Below are 19,874 nucleotides of genomic sequence, written 5' to 3'. Positions count from 1 at the left end.
CACTGGGGGAGTTGGAAGCACCCGTGACCACCTGGACCGACGACACAGCCGACCGACCCATCTCGCTGACCGCCCCGAGCGGCATCGACCGCGCCGCCCACCACCGGCTGGACGAGGCCTGGCTCGCGGCGGCGTGGAGCCACCCCACGACCCGCTGCTTCGTCGTCTCCGGCGGCCAGGTGCTCATCGACGAGACCCCGGACGGCCTGACCGAACTCGTCATGACGCCGTCCTTCGAGGCCCCGCTCACCGAGGCGCACCGTTACTTCCTGGGCATCGACGAGGACGGTGTCAGCTACTTCGCACTCCAGAAGGACGCACTGCCCGGCCGCATCGACCAGTCCGCCCGCCCGGCGGGCCTGCGCGAGGCCGGCCTGCTGCTGTCGCCGCGCGACGCCGGGCTCATGGTGCACGCGGTCGGCCTGGAGAACTGGCAGCGCACCCACCGCTTCTGCTCCCGCTGCGGCGAGCGCACGGTCATCGCCGCCGCCGGGCACATCCGCCGCTGCCCGGCCTGCGGTGCCGAGCACTACCCGCGCACCGACCCGGCCGTGATCATGGCCGTGACCGACGTGGACGATCGCATCCTGCTCGGCCGCCAGGTCCACTGGCCCGAGGGCCGCTTCTCCACGCTCGCCGGCTTCGTCGAGCCCGGCGAGTCCATCGAGCAGGCGGTGCGCCGAGAGGTCTACGAAGAGGCCGGTGTCACCGTCGGCCCGGTCGAGTACGTCGCCAGCCAGCCGTGGCCGTTCCCGTCCAGTCTGATGCTCGGCTTCATGGCCCGCGCCACCTCGACCGAGATCGACGTCGACGGCGACGAGATCCACGAGGCGCGCTGGTTCTCCCGGCAGGATCTGCACGAGGCCTTCGAGTCCGGCGAGGTGCTGCCGCCCTACGGCATCTCCATCGCGGCCCGCCTGATCGAGATGTGGTACGGCAAGCCACTGCCGACGCGCAGCTTCGTCTGAGGCGTCACGCGTGGCCGGTGACCCGTACTGGAACCACAACGTCCACTACCACCGGGCCGTGCTGGCCGCCGTACCCCGCGGCTGCCGCGCGGTCCTGGACGTCGGCTGCGGCGACGGCCTCCTCGCCCGCAAGCTTGGCCGCCCGCGCGGGGACGGTCACGGGCGTGGACCGCTCACCGGAGATGATCCGGCAGGCCCGCGCAGGAGAGCCCGCGCGCCGACAGCCAGGGAGGCTTCGGTCCGGGAAACCGCAAACCGGGAAACCGCAGGCCGGGACACCGCAGACCGGGAACGTGACCTTCCTGGAGGCGGACTACCTCGACGGCAGCGCGCTCCCGGACGGGGCCTACGACGTCGTCAGCGCGGTCGCCGTCGTGCACCACGCCCGCTTCGAGGACGCGATCGGCGCCCTGACCCGGCTGGTCGCGCCCGGCGGCCGGCTGATCGTCGTCGGGATGGCGTACAACCGCACCCTGCTGGACTGGGTGATCAGCGGCTGCGGAGTGCCCGCGAGCCTGCTGTACGCGCGCGTGCGGGGCGGCAAGCGCGGGCCGGCCGGCATGCCCGTGGAGGACCCGCCCATGCACTGGGGCGAGGTCCGCGCGGCAGCCCGCCGGCTGCTGCCCGGCTGCCGCTTCCGGCGCCGGCTGCTGTGGCGCTACACCGTGGTGTGGGACAAGCCACAGGCGTAGGGACAGACAGCAGGGCGGCCCCCGACGGATCAGGGGCCGCCCTACTGTTTCGTCACCGCGGCGAAACCGCGGAGCGTCATGCGGCGAGCTTCTGCTTCACCTGGGCCAGCGACGGGTTCGTCAGCGTGCTGCCGTCAGCGAAAAGCACGGTCGGGAACGGTCTGTAGACTTCCCTCCTGCTTGTGGCGGCCAGGGAGGGCCGCCCATGTCTTGGGGAGGGCAAGGGTGAGCGACAAGCCCAGGGCGCTTGGCGTGGTCCGTCTGTCTGTAGGCAACGAGAACCAGACCGGCGAGGAAACGCAGCGGACCCGCATCAGCAAGCGGGCGGACGCCGAAGAGATGGAGTTGGTCGACTTCGCCGTCGACATCGACGTGTCGGCGTCCATCTCGCCGTGGATGCGTCCGTCTCTGGGGGACTGGCTCAACAACAAGAGGGACCAGTTCGACCACATCATCATCCTGAAGATCGACCGCATCGCCCGGTCGGTCCGTCACCTCTCGGACATCATCGAGTGGTGCGAGGCGAACGGTAAGGGCCTGATCTCCTGCGAAGAGGGGTTCGACCTCTCGAAGCCGTGGGGCAAGACCATCGCCAAGATCCTGGCCGTGGTCGCAGAGGCGGAGCTGGACGCCATCAAGGCCCGCAACAAGGCGTCCCGGGAGACCATGCGCAAGACGGGCCGCTGGCCCGGTGGCCTTGTCCCCTTCGGGCGCAGGGCGGTGAAGGGCGAGGAAGGGTTCACTCTGGAGCTCGACCCTGAGTACGGCCCGACACTGATCGAGATGATTCGGCGCTTTGTTGAGAAGCCGAGTTTCTCGGGTGTGGCCGACTGGCTGAACGAGCAGGGCGTACCTACGGCTCAGGACATCGCTCGCATCCGCGCGGCGGCCGGGGAGAGCACAACGAGGCTGGCCGCTCCGAAGCCACGCGGAAGCAGGTGGACGGCGACGACGGTGCAGGCCGTACTGACCAGTCGATCCCTTCTTGGGGAGTACGTACGCGCCAATGGCTCAGTGGTCCGCAACGACGACGGAACGCCCGTCATGCGGTCGGAACCGGTGCTCAACGAGGAGGAGTGGGCCAAGCTGTCGGAAGCCGTCGCCTCGGTCAAGTACAAGAAGCCGAAGGGCTCAACCTCGCCGACGGTGGGCGTGACGTTCTGCCTGACGTGCGGGAGCCCGCTGTACTACGTCAAGGGCAACCTGTCCAAGGGGCAGCGTGAGCGGTACCGCTGCCACGGCAACAAGAGCAAGGGCATCGACGCGTGCCCGAAGCAGAGGTTCTGGGCGGAGGATCTGTACCCCTGGTTGGAGTCGGCCTTGCTGGGGGAGATCGGCCACCTGGAACGGATGGAGTCGACGACGACCATCGATGACAGCCGTGCGGCGAAGCTCGCGGTGATCGACGGCAAGATGAACCAGCTCCTCAAGGAACTCCAACAGGACGAGATCAGCGCGGTCGCATACGCCTCGCAGGTCGCGAGCCTTGCCCAGGAACGCGAGAAAGTCACCAGCCAGGAAGGGCCGAAGCCCGTGACCGTATGGACGGGAACGGGGGAGAGCTACACGGACTGGTGGCAGCGGTCGAGCACCGACGAGCGCCGGGAGTTCCTGAAGAAGCACAGGGTGAAGGCGTACTTCCGGCCCGATGTTCTCGCCATCGATCCAGGCGACCTCATCGAGAACATCCGGCAGCAGGGTGTCTCTTGGTGGGACGTCCCCGTCAAGGCTTCGCAGGTGCTGGCGCCGATCGTGCCTGTCTCGCTGTCTGCGAAGCCGTACGAGAAGCCTCCGACGCTCACGGGGGTGGAGTGGGAAATCGTGAGCCGTTGGGAGGACTTCGAAGCGGAACGTGCCGCGCAGCAAGCGAAGGCCGAAGAGGAAGCCAAGGGAGCAGCGGGGGCCCACAAGGTTCCGGCTCCCGCCTGACGCTGGCAAGCAGGCAAGGAAGGCCCCCGACCGTGGGGGCCTTTCCCGTTTCAGCGTGTTGTACGATGCCGGGTCAGGTCGCCGCCGTCGCTCCCGACTGCAAGAGACCGAGTCCAGGCCCGAAGCCTTGGGCGCCCACCTGTGAAGCGCGCTGTGCCTTCCGCACGGCCACCCCCGCGAAGAAGGGAGACACATGTCCCGCCGTCCGGCGGGGGTCGCTGGCGCACCCGTGTGCGCCTCACAGGAAGGAGCCGCAACCAGTGGCCATCAGCTTCGGTCATGACCGCCCGTGGGGCGGAGTCTCCCAGCGCGAGTACCGGCGCATGGCGCAGGAACCCTGGCACCCGCTCGCCTACCGAGTGCACTTCGCTGCACTGGGCTGGGCTGACCGCCAGGGTCATGCAGCCTTCGACCCTGGGAAGCTGGCCGCTCTGCTGGGCAAGGAGGGCAAGCCCCTGTCCGACCAGAGCACGACCAACGCGGTCAACCGCGCCAAGAGGTTTGGGCTCGTCTCGCCCCGGTCGGGAGCCGCTTGCCTTGTCCTTGGTAATCACTTCTTCCAGAAGGGGAAGGGTGCACCGGTACCGTGCCGCGTCCATCAGGACCGGTGACCACACACCGCAGGTGTAGCCAGCACACGCCGTACGTGTAGCGGCATGGGCAGTGACCTGCGGAAAGGTTCGCTCGCTCTCTCTTCTGTTACCCCTCCCAGTTGCGGCCCCGCAGGGGCCGACAGAAGGAAGCGGCTTCGCGCCCTACGGCAAGCGGAGTGGGGGCGCGGCAGCGCCCCAAGAGACAGGCATCGGCGAAGTAGTAAGCGGCATGGGCGGCCGGATGGCCGCCACAGCCCGAAGCCTCTACGACAGTGCGGCCCCGCAGGGGCCGACAGGAGCAAGCCCAAGGGGGGCGCTGCCGCGCCCCACAGGCAAGGACGTAAGGCTTCGTTCTGTGCACTCCTTCGCCGTCGCCAAGGAGGCAGCACAAGCCCTTGACCAGGCGCTACGCCGCAGCCGGCTGGAGTACCGGCCAGCCTGAAAGGCCCTGAAACCGTGGCAGGATTTGAGCCGGTAAGACCCGGCGGTGAGTCGAGGCCCCTTCAAGGGGTCATACCCCACCCGCTATGGCTCTCGGCTGCTCTGCTCTCCGCTCCTACGATGCAGCCATGATCAAGATGTCTTGGGCACTGGCAGGCGAGCACGCGGACGCATGGACCGGAGCCGACATACAAGAGGGCGCAGCGGTACTGGAAGCGCGAGTCAGAGCCGTTGTTGAGGCGAGCGGTATGACTGCCGATGCGATGCAGCACTGGCAGGAAACCTTCCTCGCCCCCGTGGTCAAGGGTCTGCGAACCGAAGGACAGTCGGCCCTGTCGCAGGGCGGGACATGGAGCAAGGCAGCCGGGCCGATGCTCGTCTCCGTCTCGCCCGACCGTGGCGCAGCGTGATCAGTAACGGGCGTCTCGAAAACCAAGGTTTGTGAGACGAGACGGAAGGCGCCCCGGAAGGGGGCGCAGCACTGTTCAAAACCCGTCTCGAAACTCCCGTCTCAGGCTTGATGTATTGAGACGAGTTCTGAGACAGTCCCGGCCATGACGACGAACACGATCACCGGTCAGCTCATCGGATACGCCCGCGTCTCTACCGATGACCAGGAAGCGCAGTTGCAGCGCGACGCACTGACAGCCGCAGGGTGCGCCCGCATCTTCGAGGACAAGGCATCGGGCAAGAACACCAACCGGCCAGAGCTCACGGCCGCACTGGACTACGCCAGACCCGGCGACACCCTGTGTGTGTGGAAGCTCGACCGGTTCGCCCGGTCGCTCATCGACCTTGTGACCATGGTCGACACCCTTCGAGAGCGCGGCATCGGGTTCCAGGTGCTCACGGGTGCACTGGCCAACATCGACCCTGGTACGGCGGACGGCCGTCTCATGCTTCAGGTGGTCGGGGCCATGGCGGAGTTCGAGCGCAGCCTCATCAAGGAGCGCACTCGCGCAGGACTGGACGCAGCCAGAGCGCAGGGGCGTACAGGCGGGCGGCCGTCCGTCGTCGATGAGGACGTGCTCACCGTGGCCCGTGCGAGGAAGGCCAGGGGCGAGAGCGTGAGCGCCATCGCCAAGGCTCTAGGGATCTCCCGAGCCACCCTCTACCGCCACCTTGGAGAGAGCGCCTGAGACAGGCGCACAACGGCTTGCGACAGGCCCTCGGCTCACGCCAGGGGCCGTTGTCACGCACGACGTGTAACGCCGTCTGACAGGTGTGACGCCCCTGCCGACCACGGGGGAAGGCGACAGGGGGCAGGGGCAGGGGTGTGTCCCTCGAACCCCCTCTGGCGTACCTCGGTCGTGGTGCTCGCCGTCCCTCAGTGCGCCGGGGGGCTGTCGATCACTCTTCCCGGACCACCATCGCGAACGACGTGCAGATCCGTCTGAAGCCCTTGTGCCCACTCCGGCCCGTGTGGCTCATGCACTCCACATCGACCGCCGCGCCATCCGTGGCAGGCGTGGCCGTCCACTTGCAGTGAAGGCACTCCGCTTCGAAGGTCACGTCAGTGTCCGGGTGTTGCGTGATCCTGTGCTTCACGTACCGCATGACGGAGCGCACCATCACTCGGCCTCGTGTTCTTCCCGCAGGTGCGTACGGAGTACGACGTTCGCATCTGACGCCTTCGAGTAGTCGCCAACCGATCGGGCGTTGGTTCGGGTCACCGCGATACCGAGGCACTCGCGGCAGCCTGCCACGGGGTCCGGCTCCGGGCCTGGAGCTGTCACGTGCACCGGCTCCGCCATCGTCGTCTTCGGTGTGCTCATCCTGTACGGCCTCCCCGCCTGGATCTTGCTGCGATCCATCCTTGGGGCTCCAGCGAAGCGGCCCTACGTTCTTTCCTGTTGAGGCAAGAACTCGTCTCGGATCCTCTCGACCAGGGCGCGCATGTCATCGCCGAAGAGCGCCACGTCGGCGAACCGCTCGAAGGTGTCGACGTACGTCTGTATGTCCCTCGGGTCCCGTGTCGTGATCTCCGAGTGGAACGTCTCGACGATCACAAGCCGGTCATCGTGGATGCTGAAGCACGTCATGGGGAAGTCCGGCATCCGACCAGCCAGGGGCACCACCCCAACGGTCACGTTCGGAAGGCGGGACAGGGATACGAGCCGATCAAGTTGTACCGCCATGACGACTGGCTCACAGATCAGCCACCGCAGGACGTGCTCACAGATCACGAAGTAGAACGACCGGCCGTCTTCGTAGAGCGTCGCCTGCCGTTTTCCATCCTCGCTGCCACCGTCCGAGCCCTGGTCTCGTCCGGCAAAGCTGGGGGCAGGGAGAACACTGCCGTGGCGTACTCCGGGGTCTGGAGGAGTCCGGGGATGAGTTGCCCCTGAAACAGTCTGAGAGCGGCTGTGTTGGCCTCGATGGCCTTGATGGTGTTCTGGTGCTTCCAGGGGCCCATGCGGCGCAGCAGGCGCCACGCTGTGGCCTCGGTGACCTCGGCTCGGGCAGTTGCTGTGTCCGAGACGCCGAGCGCGGACAGGATCAGATCGACGTCCTGAAGGGTGGGCAGGGTCCGGCCGTTCTCGATCTTCGAGAGCTTCCCTGCGGACATGGAAGCCCTGCGGGCTACCGCGTCACCGGTCAGTCCCGATGCTTCCCGCAGTGCCCGCAGGGCTCTCCCGATCGACTCCGTGGTCAGTGATGCCGCTCCCAGTAGGCCGCGAACGGCACGGCGCGGGTGAGCGCCAGGTCGCGGTAACCCTGGTACTCCCTCAGCCGGCCGGTAGGCAGGAGTTCACCGCCGATGAACTTGCCCTCGGGGGTGTAGTGCATGCGGTACACGTCACGGTCGTCGAAGAGCCAAAAGTCGTGATCGGGCAGGCCGGTCACCTTCTGCTCGGCAAGGTCGATGATTCCGATGGACTCCCCGGCCTTGATGTTGCCGGGGTAAGCCGACAGCTCGTAACGCAGGTAGTCAGTCAGAGGGGAGCGCAAGACATGAACGCGGGACACGCTCTTGCCCTTGTCGGTCATCGAGCGCACCCATGGGTTGTCGCTCCACTCCGGGCCCATGTCCTCACCCGCGAGGAACCGAGCGATCTCCTCCCGCTCCTCCTCCACGTCATACACGTCGAGCGTCTCCATCCGGAACGCGGTCCGCTCGAAGCTCTCGAAGAGACGGCCGAACTCCTCACCGCTGAGCACGGAAGTACTCCTCAAGTACGCCGGCCGGGACCATGACGGCCGTCTCTCCCTCGGGGAGATCGAGCTGTGCCAGCCGCTCAGGGTCGGTGATCACGTAACCCTGCACCACGTAGTCCTTGCCATCGTCCGTACCCCACAGCGTCGGGCACGTGCCGTTCTTGCAGTCCGGGTCTCCCGACAGCTTCCGCAGCGGTGTGCCCACGGCTTCCCCCTCACGTCGACAGTCCTTGTCCCATTCGATGCTCCCGACCTGCCGACAGCAGGGTCAAGATCTCCGACTTTCCAGAACAGGAAAGATCCTCCGGTCGCGTTTCCAGGAGGGTTGGCGGTGCAAGCCGGGCCCCATGTAACGTAGCGTGCAAGCTGCTTGACCCTAGGCTCATGTGCTAGTCGGCGTCCCGCCGTGTCGGCATGGGGCAGGGTTACGCAGTTGGCACCTTGGAGAGGCGTGCCACACCCGCTCAATTGAAGAACTGGTCGGTACTACACGACCTCAACGAACACCCCCACGTGCCAGTGGGGGCGCGGCTCGCGGGTGGCTGTGACTACAGACAGACTTCCGGCTGTCTTCGTTGAGGTTGTTGCAGCCAGCTCACCCTTTTCGAAGACGGCGATCAGACCGTCCAGGAGGGGGCGCTGTGTGGGCCGTCATGCAGGAGCTGGCCGTTTCAGGGTCGTACATGTTGTTGGCGGTTGCGGCGGTCCTGGTAATCCCGAGGCTGGTGGCTCTGATGATCGCCTTGAAGGATGCGGAGCCGGGACATCGACCAGAGATCATCCGAGCCCTTGCGGAGCTGATGCGCTGGAAGTAGCAGTAGCTCCATCAAAAGAAGCGGCCCCCGACCGTGTAGGTACGAGGGCTGCTTCTTGACTGCGATCAGACGCCGAGCGCCTGCTTCACCTGGGCGAGGCTCGGGTTCGTCATCACGACCTCAGTGCCACCACTGGAGGGAACTACCTGGACGGTCGGGACCGTCTGGTTTCCGCCGTTCGCCTTCTCCACGAACGCCGCGGAGTCGGGGTCCTGCTCGATGTTGATCTCGGTGTAGGCGATGCCCTCCCGCTCCAGCTGGCTCTTCAGCCGCCGGCAGTAACCGCACCAAGTCGTGCTGTACATCGTCACAGTGCCCTGCATGTCTCTCGCGCTCCTCAGGCAGCTCGGAAAGGTCGTCCAGGAAGAGAACGTAAGCGACCGGGCCACCATTCCCACCCGGGGTATGCGCTCCGGGTGTGAGCCCTGCCGCATTAATACGACTGCGGGTGCCCGCCTGTGGACAACCGGCACGGCAGTCTCCGGCGACCTGGCAGCATGGCGGTGTGACAGCAGCAACGCACTCCACCCTCTTCCCACAGGGCACCGGTGGTTCTCCGTACTCGGCTCCGCCGAGCGGGGCCGACGCGGTGCTCGAAGGGCTCGACCCCGAGCAGCGCGAGGTGGCCACCGCCCTGCACGGGCCGGTGTGCGTGCTGGCCGGGGCGGGTACGGGCAAGACGCGGGCGATCACCCACCGCATCGCCTACGGGGTGCGCGCCGGGATCCTGCAGCCGTCCAGCGTGCTGGCCGTCACCTTCACCAACCGCGCCGCCGGAGAGATGCGCGGCCGACTGCGCCAGCTCGGCGCCCACGGCGTCCAGGCCCGCACCTTCCACTCGGCCGCCCTGCGCCAGCTCCAGTACTTCTGGCCGAAAGCGGTCGGTGGCGGCATGCCCCGGCTCGTCGACCGCAAGATCCAGCTCGTCGCCGACGCGGCCGCCGCGTGCGGCACCAGGCTCGACCGGGGCGAGCTGCGGGACGTCACCGCCGAGATCGAGTGGTCCAAGGTCACCCAGACGGTGCCCGCCGACTACCCGTACGCGGCTGCGAAGGCCGGTCGCGAGGCCCCCCGCGACCCCGCCGAGGTCGCCCACCTCTACGCGGCCTACGAGGACCTCAAGCGCGACCGTGGCGTGATCGACTTCGAGGACGTCCTGCTGCTGACCGTCGCCATCCTCCAGGACCGGAACGACATCGCCGAACAGGTCCGCGCGCAGTACCAGCACTTCGTGGTCGACGAGTACCAGGACGTCAGCCCCCTGCAGCAGCGGCTGCTGGAGCTGTGGCTCGGCGACCGCGACAACCTCTGCGTCGTCGGTGACGCCAGTCAGACCATCTACTCGTTCACGGGAGCAACCCCCGACCATCTGCTCGACTTCCGGGCCCGGCATCCCGGCGCCACCGTCGTGAAGCTGGTCCGCGACTACCGCTCCACGCCCCAGGTCGTCCACCTCGCCAACGGCCTGCTCGCCCAGGCCCGCGGCCGCGCCGCCGACCACCGGCTGGAACTGGTCTCCCAGCGCGCCCCGGGCCCCGAGCCCGTCTATACGGAGTACACCGACGAGCCCGCCGAGGCGGAGGGCGCCGCCCGTCGCATCCGCGAGCTGATCGACGCGGGCGTCCCGGCCGCCGAGATCGCCGTCCTGTTCCGTACGAACGCCCAGTCCGAGACCTACGAGCAGGCGCTCGCCGACGCCGGGGTCCCCTACCAGTTGCGCGGTGCCGAGCGCTTCTTCGACCGGCCCGAGGTGCGCAAGGCCGGCGTCGCCCTGCGCGGCGCGGCCCGCTTCGGCGGCAACGACTCCCTGCTCGACGACGCGGTGGACCTGCCCTCGCAGGTGCGTGCGGTGCTGTCCGGGGAGGGCTGGACCACCCAGCCGCCGGCCGGTTCCGGCGCGGTCCGAGAGCGCTGGGAGTCCTTGGCCGCGCTGGTCAACCTCGCCCAGGACCTCGCCGCCGCCAAGCCCGGCGCCACCCTCGGCGACTTCGTGGCGGAGCTGGACGAGCGGGCGAGCGCCCAGCACGCCCCGACCGTCCAGGGCGTCACCCTCGCGTCCTTGCACGCCGCCAAGGGCCTGGAGTGGGACGTCGTCTTCCTGGTCGGCGTCGCCGAGGGCATGCTGCCCATCACCTACGCCAAGACCGATGAGCAGGTCGAGGAGGAACGCCGCCTCCTCTACGTCGGCGTGACCCGGGCCCGGGAACGGCTCCATGTCTCCTGGGCGCTGTCCCGTTCACCCGGCGGCCGACCGGGCCGCCGGCCCAGCCGCTTCCTCGACGGCCTGCGCCCCGGCACCACCGCCACCGTCGGCCACACCGGCGCCGGCGCCGGTGGAGGAGTCGAGCGCGGGGTCGCCGGGGGAACCGTCGCCGTTCCCCGGCGCACGCAGCGCACCCCGGCCCGCTGCCGGGTCTGCGGGCGCACGCTGACCGACGCGGGCGAGATGAAGCTGATGCGCTGCGAGGACTGCCCCTCGGACATGGACGAAGGGCTCTACGAACGGCTGCGGGAGTGGCGGGCGGTCCAGGCCGGGCGCAGCGGGCAGCCGGACTTCTGCGTCTTCACCGACCGGACCTTGATGGCCATCGCCGAGGCGCGACCGGAGAGCCCCGCCGAACTCTCCCGCATCCCTGGCGTCCTCAGCCGCAAGTTGCGCAGCTACGGAGCCGACGTTCTGGCCATCTGCGCAGGCCGGGAACCCGAAGAAGACGGGGAGAGCGATTGATGCGAACTCGTCGAAAAAATAGTTTGCGCATGCGCCAGCAATCCCCATAGGTTCTAGGCACGGAAGCAGCGGCCTTCTCCAAGGCCCGGCTTCCGTGATGTACTTGCACACCCGAGCGGACTGGTTCACCCAGTCCCTGAGACGCCGAGAGGAGGCGAGTCCAGTGATCAGCATCAACTTCAGCACCATCAGCACGGCCAAACTGACCGATCGCTCGACCGTCTCCACGTGCATCCTCGGCGCCTCGAACCAGGGCACCGGTCTGTCCGGCATTCCTGCCGTCCGTCCGGCGTCCTCCCTGTCTCTCGCGGGCCTTCCCGTCCGCGAGCGCAATGAGCGACCGACCAAGGCACTGGAAGCGGTAGCGGCACAGGCACATGCCTATGCCTTTGCGGCGGCCGGTGCCGGATTCCGGAAGCAGACGACGCAGCACGACCTGATGTGGGCCTTCCGTGGGCCAGAACCCTGGAGTGATCCAGCCTGATCGCCGATCAGGCCGGCGCCTTCAGGGCCGCGGAACCCCACCCGGGATCCGCGGCCCTTCTGTTTTCCCCGAACGGGGACGACGGAGCGAAGGGGCCTCGGGACAAGAAAAGAACCCGGTACCCAGCCGACACCCGGTCAACCGGCCGGACCGACCAGACGAGGAAGACGAACCGTGCAACTCGAAGCGCACGCCCCGTCCGTACCGCCTTCACAAACGATCCCCCCGCCCGGCCTCACGGAGGACTCCACCTTGATCCCCCTCACCGCGCTCACCGCGCTCGACGACGCCATCGAGAACCTCGGCGTACCCGTCCCGTGCCGTTCCTACGACCCGGAGGTCTTCTTCGCCGAGTCGCCCGCGGACGTCGAGTACGCCAAGTCCCTCTGCCGCACCTGCCCGCTGATGGAGGCCTGCCTCGCCGGCGCGAAGGAGCGGCGTGAGCCCTGGGGCGTCTGGGGTGGCGAGCTGTTCGTCCAGGGTGTCGTCGTCGCCCGGAAGCGGCCGCGTGGTCGCCCGCGGAAGAACCCGGTCACAGCATGAACACCGCAGGAACGATCGATCGCCCCCTCACGCACGACCCCAAGAAGCAGGCCCCGATGAAGCCGTCCACCAGCGAGCCCACCGGCTCCGCGACCCCAGACTTCACCACCACCGGCGCTACCGAAGCGCGTCAGAACAGGAACCGAGAGATGCAACTCATGCAAGAAGCCCTGGCTCGTGCGCATATGCACGAGCGCCTCCATGAGGCCGTGAGCGAACGCCGGGCCATGCGCCTGGCGGTCGCCCAGCGGATGCAGCGCCGGGCCGAGCGCGCCTCGATGCGCGCCCGCCGCGCGCTCGCCATGGCCGTCATGCAGTAATCAGCACACCTGAGAAGCGGTGGACCTCCCGGCCCGGGGAGGTGAAGTCTTCTCCGCGGGGGCCGGTCCGGTCGAACGGACCGGCCCCCGCAGTGCGTTGTGCGCGGCGAACCACCGGCGCGGGGTCATCGTCGCCGGGTGACGAGTCTTCCCGGGGACAGCGATCAGGGCGGCTCCACCCCGGAGCAGGGCCCTGTCGTCTGCGCCCGCTGCTGCACCCCCGCCGACGGACCCCAGCCGGTCACCTGGATCTGCTCCGTGGAGAACGGCATCCGCCGGTACTTCTGCGAAAGGTGTTCCAGGCAGAACCTCCGGGCGATCGAGGGCCGACTGGACTCGTCCTGGTGGTGAGTCCGTGAGCCCCCTTTCCGGCGACCGGGGGGAGCTCGTCGGTACGGTGCCGGTGCCGACGGCAACGCGATCCCATGCGGTCACCGTCGGCCGGCCCCGGGGGCCGGCCGACGCCGGGGCGTCAGCCGCGGGGCAGGGCCTCGGCAGGCCGGTGGCGGTGGCTGTCGGTCATGCGCCGGCCGGCTCCTCCTCGGCCGGGTCGTCCTCGGGCAGGAAGCCCGGCAGCCACTCCTGCAGTTCCTCGCGCAGCCGTACCGTGGCGCCCAGCTGGCACAGCACCCCGATCGTGCTGAGGGTCACCCGGTGGATCAGCAGGTAGGCGGGCGGCAGGTTGAGCCGTTTGCCCAGCTGATAGGCGGGGGAGCGGGGGTCGGCGATGCGGGCGGCCTGGCTGCGCATCCAGGAGCGGGTGAAGGTGAACGCCTCCACCCGGGCCGGCTCGATGATCGGCAGCAGGTAGTCCAGGACGGCGTCGGGGTCCAGCTCTATGGACTCCTTCACGAACCCCTCCTCGCAGAGCAGTTCGTAGACCGACTCGGCGTCGCCGTCCAGCGTCAACCGCAGCGAGACGCCGATCGGCAGGGGCAGTCCGCCGGGGAGCCGGTCGACCGTGCCGAAGTCCAGGACGCCCAGGCGCCAGTCGTCCTCACCGGCCGGGCCACCGGGCAGCAGACGGAAGTTGCCGGGATGGGGGTCGGCGTGCAGCAGGCCGGTGCGGGCCGGGCCGGAGAACAGGAAGCGGGCGAGCAGCTGACCGGCCCGGTCGCGCTGCTCCTGGGTGCCGCCCGCGATGATCTCCGACAGCGGGATGCCGTCGATCCACTCGGTCACCAGGACCTGCTCGCACTGGTGCACCACCGCGGGGACCACCACGTCCGGGTCGTCCGCGAACTCCTCGGCGTGCGCGTTCTGGGCCTGGGCCTCCAGCCCGTAGTCCAGCTCCTCGGAGACGCGGTCCTTCAGTTCCGCGATGAGCGGCTTGATGTCCATGCCCGGGATGAGCGGCCCCAGCAGCCGAGCGAAACGGCTCAGTTGGCCGAGATCGGACAGCAGGGCCTCGCCGGCGCCCGGGTACTGCACCTTGACGGCCACCTCGCGGCCGTCGTGCCACACCGCCCGGTGCACCTGGCCGATCGAGGCCGCGGCCGCCGGCTTGTCGTCGAACTCCTCGAACAGGTCGCGCCAGTCCGGCCCCAGCCGCTCCGCCAGCACGGCGTGCACCGTGCGGGTCGGCATCGGCGGTGCCGCCTCCTGGAGCTTGGTCAGGGCCGCGCGGTAGGGGCCGGCGATCTCCTCGGGCAGCGCGGACTCGAAGACGGACAGGGCCTGCCCGAACTTCATCGCGCCGCCCTTGAGCTCCCCGAGCACCTTGAACAGCTGCTCCGCCGTCCGCTGTTGCAGCTCCCGGCCGACGATCTCCGCGGACTCGCCCACGATCCGCTTGCCCAGCCCCCAGGTCGCCCGGCCGGCGAAGCCGAGCGGGAGCGCGGCGAGCTTGGCGGTCCGGGTGACCGCCTTCCGGGGAAGATCAGACATGCGCCCTCCAAGTCCCAGTCGGCCGCGCTGCGCCTGCCTCGCGTCGTCGCTCCGGCGACGGCCGTTGCACCGCCATTGTCGCGCGTGGCTGCCCTCCGGTTGAGGAGTGCTCCTTTTTACCTCTCTCCGCCGCACCGCATCCGCATGCCGGATGTGGCCAGACCGGCCGGGAATGCCAGTTCAGGCCGGGTACGGACACCTCCCAGCGGACCCCGATGCCGGATGGCGACTCGCCGTCGAGGAAGGCCAGGGCGTGCGCCGCGGCCAGTCCGGCGACCGCCGTGGCCAGCGTGAGATCGCAGGCACCGACCTGGCGGGCCCGGCCGGACCGCCACTGGGAGACCAGCCGGGGCCAGGCCGGGTCCCGGTCCGTGCGGTTCTCCTGCAGACAGCCGGCGCAGCTCGACTCGCCGGGCAGGACGAGCGGACCGACGACGCCCGTGCCCTCCACGACACCGGCGTACAGGTGGGGCGTTCCGGAGGCCATGAGCGGTTCGGCGGTGGACGGATCGGGTGCGTGCACGGCCACGTCGTCCCGGGGTGTGAGGATCACCAGGGAAAGGCCGGGGTCCTCGGCGCCGGAGCCGGGGGAGTGCGGGCGGCGCGGCGGGCGGTCCGGCGCCGCGCGGCGGACGGCGGCCCGCGCCGCCGCGTCCCGGCGCTCGCCGAGGGACTCGGCGGGCAGCCCGCCCGGTGCCACGTCCCAGGGCTCCACGCGGCCCACGTCGCGTACGTCGACCTCGCCGACGCCGGCGCCCGCCAGCACCGACGCCAGCACCGCGCCGACCCGACCGGCGCCCCGGACCTGCACCCGCAGTGCACGGCGAGCGGCGAGCCGGGCGAGCGCGTCGCCCGGCTCGGAGGTGGTCAGGGTCAGCGACGCGAGGTCGGGGCGCAGCCGCTGCAGGACGTCCTCCTTCTCCCGCAGGGCGTCCGCGGCCGGTCCGCCGCCGCGCGCGTCGTCGACGAGGCCCGCGCGGGCCAGCCGTTCCACCAGCGCGTCGACACGGCCGTCCGGCAGGTTCATCCGGCGGCCCTCCTCGCGCAGCAGCGGCAGTCCCCGAGTGCCGTTGAGCAGCTCAAGGAAGCTGCCCGTCGCCGTGTCCATCGGCCCCAGCGTCAGCGCGTGCGCCGGGGTCATCCCGAACTGCACGGTGTCGAGATCGCGCCAGCCGCGCCGGAGCGCCGGCTTCACCATCGGATGCATGTCTGGCCCCCGTATCCCTAGGAACATCCCGGAACGTCCGTTCGCCGACGGAACCGGTCACGGTCCCCGCCGACGCCTGCCAGCATGCCTGGACCGTGCGCCGGGTGCCGCAGGTTGTCCACAGGCAGGGGATGTTCGTCATACAAATCAGTCGGGGCAAAGTAGTACAAAACCGGCTTACGGATCCGTCCTACGAATCAAACGCATGGTGGGGGATCAGCGTCGAACCGTCCCGGAGCCGGGACTTTGCCCACGCCCAGCGGGTAACGTCGGGGCGTGCCCGCCGACCCACTGCACCGCGCCGGAAAGCCACAGCGCAGCACGACGAGCCAGCCGCCCCGCGGCTCGGGGGCGAGCGCGATCGAGGTCCGCAGGAGTGCCCGGCGCCGCCGGACGGTCTCCGCGTACCGCGAGGGCGATCGCACCGTCGTGCTGATCCCCGCCCGGATGTCCAAGGCGGAGGAGCAGCGCTGGGTGACCGTCATGCTCGAGAAACTCGCCGCCCAGGAGAGCAAGCGGCTGCTCGGCGACGCCGAGCTGGCCGAGCGCGCCGAGCGGTTGTCGGACCAGTACCTCGGCGGCCGGGCCCGGCCCGCCTCCGTGCGCTGGGTCACCAATCAGAACACCCGCTGGGGTTCGTGCACCCCCGCGGAGGGCAGCATCCGGCTCTCGCACCGCCTGCAGGGCATGCCGGAGTACGTCATCGACTACGTCCTCTGCCACGAGCTGGCCCATCTGCTGGTCCCCGGCCACGGCCCCGACTTCTGGCGGCTGCTGGAGGCCTATCCGCGCACGGAGCGGGCCCGCGGCTATCTCGAAGGGGTGGTCGCGGCCGAACGGCTGCCGCACGCGCCCGGCGCGCGGGACGAGTGAGCGTTGCGGCCGGCCCGGCTGAGCGGTCCGGTGCGGTTGTGTACCGGGTCTGTACCGACCGGGTCCGACCGGGGCCGATGTCCGCCGTTGCCGTTAGCCTGGCGCGACGCACTCACATTCGGGATGGGGGACGGTCGTAACGCATGGCCAGGGAATTCCAACGCGGCCACAAGGCCAGGATCAGTGACCTGACGGCGGGCACGGATCTGTACGTAGGCGTGCAGATCTCCGGACCCGGACTGACCTTCGACATCAGCTGCTTCGGTCTGGACGCCGACGAGCGCCTGTCGGACGACCGGTACTTCGTCTTCTTCAACCAGCCGAAGTCCCCGGAGGAGTCCATCCAGCTGCTGGGTGCCCAGGCGGGAGACACGGAGTCGTTCCGGGTCACGCTCGACCGGATCCCGGCGCAGATCCGCAAGCTGTCCTTCACGGCGACCGTCGACGGCGCGGGCCAGATGTCGCAGATCGCTCCCGGATACCTGCGCATCGTGGCCGGCGGCGAGGAGGTCGCCCGCTACTCCTTCGACGGCTCGGAGTTCTCCACCGAGCGGGCCGTGATGCTCGGCGACTTCTACTTCAAGGACGGCTGGCGGTTCGCCGCCGTCGGACAGGGCTTCGACGGCGGCCTGGAAGCGCTGCTGAAGAACTTCGGCGGTGAGGTGCTGGAGGAGGAGGCGCCCGCCGCCCCCCAGCAGCCGCAGTCCGGCGCCGCGCCCGGCTTCGCCCCGCCCGCCCAGGCCGCCGCGCCCGCGTTCGGCGCCCCGGCCGCCCCCGCACCCGCCCCGGCCCCGTACCCCGCCCCGCAGGGCTTCGCGCCGCCGCCCGGCCACACCCCGCCCCCGGCACCCGCGCCGAACCTGCACGCCGCGCCGACGGTCGTCGCCCCTCTCACCCCGCCCGCCGCCGGCACCGTTCCGCCGCCGGCCCCGGCGCCCGCGCCCTACGGCCAGCCGCCGCAGCCGCCGCACGGCGGTCAGCCCGGCGCGCCGATGCCCCCGGGCTACGGCCAGGTCCCCGGCCCGCAGGCCGCCCCCTACGGAGTGCCCCAGGGCGCCCCTCAGGGCGGCGCCGGCGTGACGGCGGCGCTCCAGGCGTTCAAGGAGACGCCCACCGGGCAGCGCTGGACGCAGCAGAACAAGAAGCTGATCCGGGTCGACCTCGGCATCGGCGGCCAGCCCGTGCTGGCTCGGCAGGGCAGCATGGTGCTCTACCAGGGCAAGGTCGACTTCAGCTACAAGGGCGCCGGGTTCGCCGGGCGGATCGTCGGCAACGCCACGGGCCAGGAGATGCAGCTGATGCGCTGCACCGGCCAGGGCCAGGTGTTCCTCGCCGAGAACTCCACCCATCTGCACCCGGTGGAGCTGCAGGGCGACGCGATCTGCGTCTCCGCCGAGAACGTCCTCGCCTTCGACGAGAGCCTGCAGTACGAGGTCCGCCGCATCGAGGGGCACGGCATCCCGGGCGGCGCGCTGTTCACGATGCAGTTCCAGGGCACCGGCACGATCGTCGTCAAGACGCACGGCACGCCCGTCGTGCTGCCCGTGACGCCCACGACGTTCGCCGACTGCAACGCGGTGGTCGCCTGGTCGGCCGCCTCCCAGGTGATCGTCTCCAGCCAGGTCCGGATGCGCCGCAACGCCTATCCGGGCGACACCGGGGAGAGCGTCAACCTGCAGTTCCGGGGCGCGCCCGGCAACTTCATCGTCGTCCAGCCGTACGAGGTCTGAGGGAGCCCGTCATGAACCAGCCGCTCGCGGGCTACGCCCCCGCACCCGTCACCGCCCGCATGGAGAACCACGGCAACCACATGCTGAAGGTCGCCATGCAGACCGGCAACGACCTCCTCGCGCGCGTGGGGTCGATGGTCGCCTACGAAGGCTTCATCCAGTACGAACCGAACCCGCCGGCCGTCCGCCAGATCGCCCGCGACTGGGTCACCGGCGAGGGCGCCCCGCTGATGAAGTGCTCCGGCGACGGCCTGCTCTACCTCGCCGACTACGGCGCCGACGTCGTCGTGATCAACCTCAACGGCGACGGCATCTCCGTCAACGCCACCAACCTGCTCGCCTTCGATGCCCACCTCACCTGGGGTGTGGAGCGCGTCAAGGGGCTCGCGAAGTTCGCCGGGCAGGGGCTGTGGAACACGAAGATCTCCGGGCAGGGCTGGGTCGCGCTGACCTCCCGGGGCAAGCCGATCGTCGTGGACTGCGGCGGCGGCGAGGACGAGACGTACGTCGACCCGGACGCGCTCGTCGCCTGGTCCCCGAACCTGAAGGTCAAGGGCAAGCGCAGCTTCAAGGCGCAGTCACTGATCGGCCGGGGCAGCGGCGAGGCCTACCAGATGGCCTTCTCCGGCCAGGGCATCGTCGTCGTCCAGCCCAGCGAGGACAGCACCGACCGCCTCCGGATCCGGGGCTGAGGGGGAGCCAGAACACATGCAGAGCCCGCTTTTCGCGCACAACGACCTGCAGACCCAGGAGCGCTGGAGCCTGCAGAACAAGCAGATGCTCCGCGTCACCCTCGAGGGCCACGACGACATCCTCGCCCGCAAGGGCACCATGGTCGCCTACCAGGGACTCGTCGAGTTCGACGCCGAGTACCGCAGCAACAACCAGGCACGCGCGCGTGCGCACACCGGTGAGGGCCTGGACCTGATGCGCTGCCACGGACAGGGCACGGTCTACCTCGCCAACCTCGCCCAGTACGTGCACGTCATGGACGTCGAGCAGGACGGGCTGACCGTCGACAGCTCGTACGTCCTCGCCATGGACTCGTCGCTGCACCACGAGGTCATCGCCGTCGACAGCCTGTACGGCATCTCCGGCTCCGGGAAGTACCAGCTGAACATCACCGGGCGCGGCAAGATCGCCCTGATGACCTCGGGCGCGCCGCTGCTGATGCAGGTCACGCCCGACAAGTACGTCAACTGCGACGCCGACGCCATCGTCGCCTGGTCGACGGGCCTGCGCGTGCAGATGCAGGCCCAGACGCACGCGTCCGGCGTCTGGCGCCGGCGCGGCAGCACCGGTGAGGGCTGGGAGCTGAGCTTCATGGGCTCCGGGTTCGCGCTGGTGCAGCCCAGCGAGCTGTTGCCGCCGCAGAACGCGCAGATCGGCCAGGGCCTCGCCGCCCAGTTCGGCATGGGGCAGCAGGGGGCGCGCGGACAGAACCAAGGCAACGTCTGGAGCTGACCGTCCGGAGAGCAGACGTAAGGGGCGACCGCCCATGCGGT

Annotated in this window: 22 protein-coding genes and 1 pseudogene; 15 read left to right on the top strand and 8 right to left on the bottom strand. The window is 69.5% G+C overall.

The genetic code is table 11. From position 1 onward, the window contains the following. Nucleotides 1–23 precede the first annotated feature (23 nt). Nucleotides 24–968 carry an NAD(+) diphosphatase gene (gene nudC, locus ACGFRF_RS09380; protein ID WP_393738002.1) on the top strand — a complete coding sequence of 315 codons (945 nt, stop codon included), beginning with the start codon at nt 24–26 and terminating at the stop codon, nt 966–968. Nucleotides 969–1,150: 182 nt separating this feature from the next. Then, nucleotides 1,151–1,660, top strand: coding sequence for a methyltransferase domain-containing protein (locus ACGFRF_RS09375; RefSeq protein ID WP_393738316.1), 510 nt, complete (start codon nt 1,151–1,153; stop codon nt 1,658–1,660). Nucleotides 1,661–1,736: 76 nt separating this feature from the next. Here the strand turns inward: ACGFRF_RS09375 and ACGFRF_RS09370 are convergent. After that, nucleotides 1,737–1,814: pseudogene (locus ACGFRF_RS09370) on the bottom strand (NrdH-redoxin); the annotation flags it as partial. Between the two features lie 71 nt (nt 1,815–1,885). On the opposite strand from ACGFRF_RS09370, the gene ACGFRF_RS09365 reads away from it, so the two are divergent. The 4 genes from ACGFRF_RS09365 (at nt 1,886) to ACGFRF_RS09350 (ending at nt 5,762) form a co-directional block, all read left to right on the top strand. After that, nucleotides 1,886–3,589 (top strand): recombinase family protein, encoded by a 1,704-nt coding sequence (locus ACGFRF_RS09365; RefSeq protein ID WP_393738001.1) that lies wholly within the window; start codon nt 1,886–1,888, stop codon nt 3,587–3,589. Nucleotides 3,590–3,849: 260 nt separating this feature from the next. Continuing rightward, nucleotides 3,850–4,200, top strand: a complete 351-nt coding sequence (locus tag ACGFRF_RS09360; RefSeq protein WP_393738000.1) for a hypothetical protein — start codon at nt 3,850–3,852, stop codon at nt 4,198–4,200. A gap of 551 nt (nt 4,201–4,751) precedes the next feature. Further along, nucleotides 4,752–5,033, top strand: coding sequence for a hypothetical protein (locus ACGFRF_RS09355; RefSeq protein WP_133258143.1), 282 nt, complete (start codon nt 4,752–4,754; stop codon nt 5,031–5,033). A gap of 144 nt (nt 5,034–5,177) precedes the next feature. Continuing rightward, nucleotides 5,178–5,762, top strand: a complete 585-nt coding sequence (locus ACGFRF_RS09350) for a recombinase family protein (RefSeq protein ID WP_109361258.1) — start codon at nt 5,178–5,180, stop codon at nt 5,760–5,762. Nucleotides 5,763–6,461: 699 nt separating this feature from the next. Here the strand turns inward: ACGFRF_RS09350 and ACGFRF_RS09345 are convergent. From ACGFRF_RS09345 to ACGFRF_RS09325, 5 genes are all read right to left on the bottom strand, one after another. Continuing rightward, nucleotides 6,462–6,809 (bottom strand): Scr1 family TA system antitoxin-like transcriptional regulator, encoded by a 348-nt coding sequence (locus ACGFRF_RS09345; protein ID WP_393737999.1) that lies wholly within the window; start codon nt 6,807–6,809, stop codon nt 6,462–6,464. Beyond that, nucleotides 6,806–7,225 carry a Scr1 family TA system antitoxin-like transcriptional regulator gene (locus ACGFRF_RS09340; RefSeq protein ID WP_393738314.1) on the bottom strand — a complete coding sequence of 140 codons (420 nt, stop codon included), beginning with the start codon at nt 7,223–7,225 and terminating at the stop codon, nt 6,806–6,808. The genes ACGFRF_RS09345 and ACGFRF_RS09340 overlap by 4 nt, the downstream gene beginning before the upstream one ends. Nucleotides 7,226–7,275: 50 nt before the next feature. Next, on the bottom strand, nt 7,276–7,785 hold the full coding sequence (locus tag ACGFRF_RS09335; RefSeq protein WP_393737998.1) for a DUF6879 family protein: 510 nt from the start codon (nt 7,783–7,785) through the stop codon (nt 7,276–7,278). Beyond that, complete coding sequence (locus ACGFRF_RS09330; protein WP_240656415.1) at nt 7,772–7,987, bottom strand: hypothetical protein; 216 nt, start codon at nt 7,985–7,987, stop codon at nt 7,772–7,774. Before ACGFRF_RS09330 ends, ACGFRF_RS09335 begins: the two co-directional genes overlap by 14 nt. A gap of 675 nt (nt 7,988–8,662) precedes the next feature. Continuing rightward, on the bottom strand, nt 8,663–8,920 hold the full coding sequence (locus ACGFRF_RS09325) for a mycoredoxin (RefSeq protein WP_393737997.1): 258 nt from the start codon (nt 8,918–8,920) through the stop codon (nt 8,663–8,665). Nucleotides 8,921–9,045: 125 nt separating this feature from the next. Here ACGFRF_RS09325 and ACGFRF_RS09320 point away from each other — a divergent pair, with 125 nt between their 5' ends. The 5 genes from ACGFRF_RS09320 (at nt 9,046) to ACGFRF_RS09300 (ending at nt 13,023) form a co-directional block, all read left to right on the top strand. Further along, nucleotides 9,046–11,325, top strand: a complete 2,280-nt coding sequence (locus ACGFRF_RS09320; RefSeq protein WP_393737996.1) for an ATP-dependent DNA helicase UvrD2 — start codon at nt 9,046–9,048, stop codon at nt 11,323–11,325. Nucleotides 11,326–11,488: 163 nt separating this feature from the next. After that, on the top strand, nt 11,489–11,809 hold the full coding sequence (locus ACGFRF_RS09315) for a hypothetical protein (protein WP_393737995.1): 321 nt from the start codon (nt 11,489–11,491) through the stop codon (nt 11,807–11,809). 174 nt (nt 11,810–11,983) lie between these two features. After that, nucleotides 11,984–12,352, top strand: a complete 369-nt coding sequence (locus ACGFRF_RS09310; protein ID WP_037660091.1) for a WhiB family transcriptional regulator — start codon at nt 11,984–11,986, stop codon at nt 12,350–12,352. Continuing rightward, on the top strand, nt 12,349–12,672 hold the full coding sequence (locus tag ACGFRF_RS09305; RefSeq protein ID WP_393737994.1) for a hypothetical protein: 324 nt from the start codon (nt 12,349–12,351) through the stop codon (nt 12,670–12,672). Before ACGFRF_RS09310 ends, ACGFRF_RS09305 begins: the two co-directional genes overlap by 4 nt. 138 nt (nt 12,673–12,810) lie before the next feature. Continuing rightward, the gene (locus ACGFRF_RS09300; protein ID WP_393737993.1) at nt 12,811–13,023 is read left to right on the top strand and encodes a hypothetical protein; all 213 of its coding nucleotides are present in this window, start codon (nt 12,811–12,813) and stop codon (nt 13,021–13,023) included. 168 nt (nt 13,024–13,191) lie between these two features. Here ACGFRF_RS09300 and ACGFRF_RS09295 read toward each other — a convergent pair whose 3' ends face one another. Then, the gene (locus ACGFRF_RS09295; protein ID WP_393737992.1) at nt 13,192–14,559 is read right to left on the bottom strand and encodes an ABC1 kinase family protein; all 1,368 of its coding nucleotides are present in this window, start codon (nt 14,557–14,559) and stop codon (nt 13,192–13,194) included. After that, nucleotides 14,552–15,766 (bottom strand): TOMM precursor leader peptide-binding protein, encoded by a 1,215-nt coding sequence (locus tag ACGFRF_RS09290; protein ID WP_393737991.1) that lies wholly within the window; start codon nt 15,764–15,766, stop codon nt 14,552–14,554. Before ACGFRF_RS09290 ends, ACGFRF_RS09295 begins: the two co-directional genes overlap by 8 nt. Before the next feature lie 276 nt (nt 15,767–16,042). Between ACGFRF_RS09290 and ACGFRF_RS09285 the strand changes: the two genes are divergently transcribed. From ACGFRF_RS09285 to ACGFRF_RS09270, 4 genes are all read left to right on the top strand, one after another. Then, nucleotides 16,043–16,639, top strand: coding sequence for a M48 family metallopeptidase (locus tag ACGFRF_RS09285; protein WP_393737990.1), 597 nt, complete (start codon nt 16,043–16,045; stop codon nt 16,637–16,639). Between the two features lie 143 nt (nt 16,640–16,782). After that, nucleotides 16,783–18,369: a TerD family protein gene (locus ACGFRF_RS09280; RefSeq protein ID WP_393737989.1), complete on the top strand. Its 1,587-nt coding sequence runs from the start codon at nt 16,783–16,785 to the stop codon at nt 18,367–18,369. A gap of 11 nt (nt 18,370–18,380) precedes the next feature. Beyond that, nucleotides 18,381–19,061 (top strand): AIM24 family protein, encoded by a 681-nt coding sequence (locus ACGFRF_RS09275; protein WP_393737988.1) that lies wholly within the window; start codon nt 18,381–18,383, stop codon nt 19,059–19,061. Nucleotides 19,062–19,077: 16 nt separating this feature from the next. After that, entirely contained in the window at nt 19,078–19,833 is a 756-nt protein-coding gene (locus tag ACGFRF_RS09270; RefSeq protein ID WP_393737987.1) for an AIM24 family protein, read from the top strand. Nucleotides 19,834–19,874 lie beyond the last annotated feature (41 nt).

The organism is Streptomyces sp. NPDC048521, from assembly GCF_043199855.1.
Classification (GTDB): domain Bacteria; phylum Actinomycetota; class Actinomycetes; order Streptomycetales; family Streptomycetaceae; genus Streptomyces.
Note: the sequence above shows the minus strand (reverse complement) of the source record. Positions and strands in the feature narration are given on the sequence as shown.